At 52.8% G+C, this 5,812-nt stretch carries 8 protein-coding genes; 3 read left to right on the forward strand and 5 right to left on the reverse strand.

All coding sequences use genetic code 11. The features are described from left to right. The first annotated feature begins 139 nt into the window (after positions 1 to 139). Together AUK29_00300 and AUK29_00305 are read left to right on the forward strand one after the other, a co-directional pair. Positions 140 to 508, forward strand: coding sequence for a hypothetical protein (locus tag AUK29_00300; protein OIP66643.1), 369 nt, complete (start codon positions 140 to 142; stop codon positions 506 to 508). 8 nt (positions 509 to 516) lie between these two features. Then, on the forward strand, positions 517 to 852 hold the full coding sequence (locus AUK29_00305; protein ID OIP66637.1) for a hypothetical protein: 336 nt from the start codon (positions 517 to 519) through the stop codon (positions 850 to 852). Between the two features lie 17 nt (positions 853 to 869). Here the strand turns inward: AUK29_00305 and AUK29_00310 are convergent, their stop codons facing one another. From AUK29_00310 to AUK29_00325, 4 genes are all read right to left on the reverse strand, one after another. Continuing rightward, entirely contained in the window at positions 870 to 2,363 is a 1,494-nt protein-coding gene (locus AUK29_00310) for a hypothetical protein (GenBank protein ID OIP66638.1), read from the reverse strand. A 13-nt stretch (positions 2,364 to 2,376) separates the two neighbouring features. Beyond that, positions 2,377 to 3,258, reverse strand: coding sequence for a c-type cytochrome biogenesis protein CcsB (locus AUK29_00315; protein OIP66644.1), 882 nt, complete (start codon positions 3,256 to 3,258; stop codon positions 2,377 to 2,379). 311 nt (positions 3,259 to 3,569) lie between these two features. Further along, a complete protein-coding gene (locus AUK29_00320; GenBank protein OIP66639.1) occupies positions 3,570 to 3,869 on the reverse strand; it encodes an addiction module toxin RelE in 300 nt (99 codons plus the stop codon). A 4-nt stretch (positions 3,870 to 3,873) separates the two neighbouring features. Continuing rightward, on the reverse strand, positions 3,874 to 4,143 hold the full coding sequence (locus AUK29_00325) for a prevent-host-death family protein (GenBank protein OIP66640.1): 270 nt from the start codon (positions 4,141 to 4,143) through the stop codon (positions 3,874 to 3,876). A gap of 106 nt (positions 4,144 to 4,249) precedes the next feature. Here AUK29_00325 and AUK29_00330 point away from each other — a divergent pair, with 106 nt between their 5' ends. After that, positions 4,250 to 4,432, forward strand: coding sequence for a hypothetical protein (locus tag AUK29_00330; protein OIP66641.1), 183 nt, complete (start codon positions 4,250 to 4,252; stop codon positions 4,430 to 4,432). Positions 4,433 to 4,439: 7 nt separating this feature from the next. On the opposite strand, the gene AUK29_00335 is transcribed toward AUK29_00330, so the two are convergent. Next, on the reverse strand, positions 4,440 to 5,783 hold the full coding sequence (locus tag AUK29_00335) for a hypothetical protein (GenBank protein OIP66642.1): 1,344 nt from the start codon (positions 5,781 to 5,783) through the stop codon (positions 4,440 to 4,442). Between the last annotated feature and the right edge of the window lie 29 nt (positions 5,784 to 5,812).

The raw sequence follows: 5,812 nt of genomic DNA on the forward strand, positions 1-5,812 counted from the left end.
GCAGACAAGATAAGTATACTATGCAACGTTAAGAATAATATTATGTCGCTTTAATTATGCAATAATATATAAGGGAATCATTGCTTAAGAAAATGAGGGGGTATTGCCCAGGGACCCGGAAGCAACCGAACTGAAGCAGATGATCGCCGATTATATGGAGCAGGGGTTCCTGTCGAATATCATTGCCATGTTCAAGTCGGACCCTTCTCTTTATGAGATGGCAGGCGTTCTGCTCCTTGATGAGCGTTTCAGGGTGAGAATGGGTATGACCGCGCTCATAGAGGAATTGCATAAAACCAGGCCCGATGAGGTCCGAAAGGCCCTCTCATCCCTGCTACCCCTGCTCGGTCATGAAAGCCCGACAATAAGGGGAGATGCGGCATACCTCGTCGGTCTGATCGGAGATGAAGAAGATCGTGTGGTTTTAAAATCGCTTCTGAATGATCCCAACCCTCAGGTGGCCGAGATGGTCAGGGAGATCCTTGAACAGAATGATTTAGAATTTTAAGAAATCCGATGAAGCCGGATGATTTTGCTTTGTATCTTCAGTGGAGGTCCTGCAGGATGAGAACCATGAATCTGTTGTTGTCCATCGCCTTTTTTACCGCCTCCTGCGCAGTGAATGCCTCGATGCTCGAGGGGAGAGGCACGGTCCGTTATATCCCCATTGAGGGAGGATTCTACGGAATCGTCTGCGACGATGGTAAGAACTATGACCCGGCCAATCTCCCGCCTGAGTTCCAGCAGGATAACCTCAAGGTCAGGTTCACCGGAAAGATTCTGAAAGACCGGGTCGGTTTCCACATGTGGGGGGAGATCATCGAGATCAAGGATATTTCAAGATCCGAGTGACGGGATGTTCTCGATGTCTATCCAGTCCGCTGGAAGGCCTCCTCGGTCTCACGGGCAAGTCTCTCTTCCCTGGCCAAAATCCCCTGTCCCTGGATCACAAAGAAGACCGTATCCGCTTCTCTGACCATGCGTATCCTGTACCAGCGGCCCCATGTCCTGAGAGTCAAAACCCCCATGAAGAGAAAGGATGACACCCAGAGGAGGGGAAGCCCGGGGTCATGCCGGATGCTCAGAGTCGTTGCCTCGTCAAGGCCCTCGAAGATCAGGGTCTGTCCCTTTACCGTAAGGGGTTCATGCAGGACCAGTTTTTCCAGAGGTTGTGCCGTCTCCTTCACCTTCCCCTGGTCCTCCTTCTGCTTGGCCCCATCTTCTGGCTCAGGAATTAGAGAGACCGGCACAAAAGGAACGATCTTTTGGACCTGGCCATCCATTGTGAAAAGAGATCCGGTCTTGACCGCTCCTTCGAGCCTGATCTTCTCCTTGACACCGGGGATCGAGAACTCCTTTCCGGCATCGACGGTCAACATCTCCCCGGTTGAAGGGATTCGGATATGAAGTCTCTGGTCGTAGGCGGCCTGATACAAGGCAAGCCCCTGATACCGGAGCGGATCGTTGACCTCGATGACCTTTTCCATCTTTAGCCGGTCTCCATCATAGATCTGAAGACGGCTCTTCCAGTCCTTTGGATAGTAGGAAGGGTTGTCGATTTTAAAACGCAGGGGTTTGTCTCTTTCTGCAAAGACAGCCCTGATCCTGTCCATTTTCCACCACCGGTTTTCCTCCGTGAAATCGAGCTTGTATTCATAGGTGTATTCGGTGATGAACTCGGCCAAGCCGATCCGGAAGGTTTTCTCCTCGGGGGCCTTCCATGCGGCCTTGTTCCCGATAAATAAATTCATTAAACGATGCCATCGGGTCTGATCCGAGACTGTGGCGATGGTCTGGGGCTCTCCCGGCCAGATGGTAACCTCTGACTCAAAGGAAAAGAGATAGGTGGTAAAGAATCCGAGGATACAGAAAACAAGGGCCGCGTGATAGATCCAGGAGAGCCATGTCGCACTGAATCCCATCTCCGCCTCCAGCATGTCCTCTTTTTGTTTGCGGATGGAAAACCCCAGGTTCTTGAGAACCGGTCCTGGGTCATTGTTCCCTTGCATGCGGACCTCCCGGTACCCGGGAGAGCCCTTGAACGTCTTGAGCGAAAAAAGAGTAAATCCGATCTTTCTTCGGTTCTTCCTCAACACCATCCATCGGTCCATTGTGCAGAGAAAGAGGCTGATCCAGAAGAGGATCGCAATATAGAGGAAAGGGGAGGCATGATGGGTGTAGATGTCAAGGAGATGGAAGGTCCTGACGATCCAGAGCGCGAACCCGCCCTCTTCTGCATATTCACTGTTCTGCGAGAAGATGGTCCCAATGGAATAGAAGAAGCTCAGGACGCAAAGCAGAAAGATCGCGGTCTTAATGGAAATGAGTTTTTTATAGATCCAGCTCTTTCGTATCCGGTCCATGGTCTATTTCCCGTCACAAGGCATAGATGTGAAGGCTTTCGATACTGAAGAGTTTGGCCAGCCAGCTCACCCCGATGAAGGTCATGATCATGCAGATGAAACCGAGTATGTTAAAAAGAGAGGCTTGCCACCCCCGCCATTTTGGGATGGTCATGGCATGCATATAGATCGTGAACACCGTCCAGGTGATCAGGGACCAGGTCTCCTTGGGGTCCCAGGACCAGAATCTTCCCCAGGCGTTGTCGGCCCAGACGGCCCCGGAGATGATCCCAAAGGTCAGGAGCGGATAACCGAAGAGAACGAGGTTATAGGCAGAGCGATGAAAGGTTTCAAGGTTCCCGGGTAAGAGCCCATAGGACTTTCCCTTGCCTTTGAGCACGGCCGGCCGAAGGAACACATAGACGATCTCCACGGAAGAGCTCACTACGAATACGGCATACGAGAGAAAAGCCAGGACCACATGAGGGACGAACCAGTTACTCTGCAGGGCCGGGAAGAGGGGGTTGATCTCCGGTTCTCTGGTGAAGAGCGCGAAGAGGCATGCCCCCGAGGCCATGAGGGTGACGATCAGACCGGGGAGGAAGACCTTGTTCCAGCGCCGCTCCATATAGAGATAGACCATGACCGTGGACCAGGAAAACCAGGAAAGGGACTCGTACAGGCTTTGAAAGGGGGGCCGTCCCCCTGCATAGCTTCGGAGCAGGATCATACCCGTATGAAGAAGCACAGCCGTGCGTAAGATCCAGGAGCCGATTTTTCCGCTTCCACGATCTGGGGCAAAGAGATGGAACAGGTAAAATAATGCGCTGATCCCGTAAAGGGTCACAACCACCCAGAAGACCCGGAGCTCCCATTGGAGGAGGCCGGCCTCCTGCACCAAAATGTTCTCGATCATCATCGCATCCCCTCAGAAATCCTTGGGCATCATACCAGAGAAAGCATGAAAAAACAATCCCTATGAGACGCCCAAAAACAGAGATAGAAAATTGTTCTCCCAACAAATCCCCCTCCCCTTGCGCGGGAGGGGGTGTGGGGGAGGGGTAACCTTAAAGGTGAAAACGATTCACCCTCACCCTGTCCTCTCCCATGAAGGGAGAAGGAATAATTTTGGAATTTCTATCGCGGATTTTGGGAGACGGGCAAAAGGGACAGATGGGTTAGCGGCAGAGAACATGGAACATGCCCCTTCATTGCTGCCGGATATGGTCATGGCATTTTCAGAAGCCGTTCACCCCGCCAGACGCGGACGATACGAACTTTATTTTTTTCAAAGCGGTAGACGATCCGGAAAGGCTGAAAAATGATCTCTCGCAGATGCTCGACCTGGAACTCAGGCACAACGCGTCCGCTCCGGGGATGGGCGCTCAGACGCTCGATCAGGCTGATGATCTCGTTCGTGAGCCGCACCCCGACATCGGGCGCCCCTTCGCCGGCGTAATACGCCTGCAGTTCCTCCAGGTCGCCGATTGCGGACGCCGCAAATGTGATCGAGACCTTGCCGGCCATCGGACTACTTCAGACCGAGGCGTTTCTTCGCCTCGGTCAGGGAAATCTCGCGGCCTTCCTCCAGATCCATTATTCCCTTCACCACCGCCTGCATGAAGGAGCGCTGCTCGGTTTCTTCTTCGTAATCCTTGAGCGCCTGGAGTACCGCGACCCCCCGGCCTCTGCTCGTCAGCAGGATCGGCCGGCGCGTCTCGTTCACGTGCGAAACCACCTTCCCGGGGTTCACCTTCAGGGCGCCGAGCGGGATAATGTCCTCGGAAAATTTCGTACCCATAGAGACCTCCAGACTGGTATTGTTAATTGGTCGGATTATAGCACTTATTAAAAGGACTGTCAACTGGGCTATGAGATAGCGGGGAATTTTCTTTGAGTTCTTTGCAGTGTTCGTCTATGCTGATGGAAACTTAGAAAAGGGTCTTGATGTGAATCTTCAGGAACTTCTCGACATTCAGGTCTTGGGTGTCACGATCAGATCTGCTGCAAGAGCGGCTGTCTTCGGCGGGATTGCGGTGATCCTTGTCCGGAAGCTTATACGAATAATCAAAGGGGGACGAAGCCGGTAACCAGCGTCTAAACCGGCTCCTCTTCGAAATGGATCAAAAGGCGGGAGGCCATGGTCTGGACCTCTAACGACGGATCCTCGATGGCCTTCTGTATAATCTCTTTCTCTTTGGAGATCACGGCAACTGCCGAGTAGGCCCTCAGCGCCTTTGCCCGAACCTCGGGAAGGGGATCCTCCAGAATCACCCTTTTGAGCGCTTTCTTCAGATTCTTCCTTTTCAGGGTTCCAGCGATCATCATGGCCTTCAACTTCTCATTCTTCGTCGTCTTTCCGGACAGGATCTGCTCCTCTAAAAAGAGATCAAGGCTCTTTAATGTATGATCCTTGAGGATCTGGAATTCGAGTTTTTTGGATTCGGGTATCTGATCAATCAGAAGAGCAACCACGGGGTCGTCTCTGTTGGAAGTTATCTTTTTAAGGAGATTCCGCACCTTGACCTCTTTGAATTTGTCCAGGAAGCACGTTAGAAATTGGGGCTCGGCATAATGGAACAGGGACAACAGGGCATGGGCACTGATCCTTGAATCCTTCTCATAGACGGCGTTTCGAAGGTACGGAAGTGCGTCCGGGTCCTTGATGAGACCCAGTGCGAGGATGACCCTCAACCGTACAAGGAAGTCGGGATCATTCCGCATCTCACTAATGAACGACGACATGGCGGGGTTCAGGAAAAGCGCAATGGCATCCATGGTCGCAGCGCGGATAGCGGCATCGTTGTCTTGAAGCAATGAGAGGAGCAAAGCCTTGCTTTCCGGTTGACCCACCCCATGAAGAGCCCGGATAGACTGGTTTCTGATTTCCGGCTCTCCGATCCTTGCCAGGGTATACAAAAGCCTGGATGGATCAAAGGAACGGACTTCTTTGAGTTCACGGAGAACCTTCAGGTTGATCCGGTTTGCGGCTTTTAGTTCCTCAAGCAGAAGGTCCGGTCCTGCGGGATCAATCTGATGAACCGCCTCCAGAATGGATAACCGGAGCCGGAATCCGGCATCCTTGAATCTCTCAAAAAGCATGGGGAGGGATTTTTGGCTTTTGAACTGGCCCAGGGCCGAAGCCGCTATTGCCGAGACCTTCTGCTTCGGGTCATTCAGCAAAGCAATGAGTTGGCCTTCGGCCTCCAGAGCGTGGAGTTTCTTCAAGCCGGCAGCCGCTTCCACGCGGACCCTGGTCTGGGGGTCGCGAAGGAGCCGGATCAGATCAGGAATACATGAGCGATCTTCGAGGACGGTGAGGACACGAATTGCACTCGCACGCGTCCAGGGGCTCTCCTCTCCAAGGACATTGTGAAGGATGGGCAAGGTCTCCCTGCGTAATATCGAATCCGGTGAGAGGAGCCTGCCCAGGGCATCCATGGATGTCTTCCTGACCCAGTGGTGTTTGT

The sequence above is a fragment of the Nitrospirae bacterium CG2_30_53_67 genome (assembly GCA_001873285.1).
Classification (GTDB): domain Bacteria; phylum CG2-30-53-67; class CG2-30-53-67; order CG2-30-53-67; family CG2-30-53-67; genus CG2-30-53-67.

Bases quoted from the DNA above. Each gene is read 5' to 3' on its own strand.
- AUK29_00300 (OIP66643.1), top strand. From the start codon at position 140: ATGATCGCCGATTATATGGAGCAGGGGTTCCTGTCGAATATCATTGCC.
- AUK29_00305 (OIP66637.1), top strand. From the start codon at position 517: ATGAAGCCGGATGATTTTGCTTTGTATCTTCAGTGGAGGTCCTGCAGG.
- AUK29_00310 (OIP66638.1), bottom strand. From the start codon at position 2,363: ATGGACCGGATACGAAAGAGCTGGATCTATAAAAAACTCATTTCCATT.
- AUK29_00315 (OIP66644.1), bottom strand. From the start codon at position 3,258: ATGATCGAGAACATTTTGGTGCAGGAGGCCGGCCTCCTCCAATGGGAG.
- AUK29_00320 (OIP66639.1), bottom strand. From the start codon at position 3,869: ATGGCCGGCAAGGTCTCGATCACATTTGCGGCGTCCGCAATCGGCGAC.
- AUK29_00325 (OIP66640.1), bottom strand. From the start codon at position 4,143: ATGGGTACGAAATTTTCCGAGGACATTATCCCGCTCGGCGCCCTGAAG.
- AUK29_00335 (OIP66642.1), bottom strand. From the start codon at position 5,783: ATGGATGCCCTGGGCAGGCTCCTCTCACCGGATTCGATATTACGCAGG.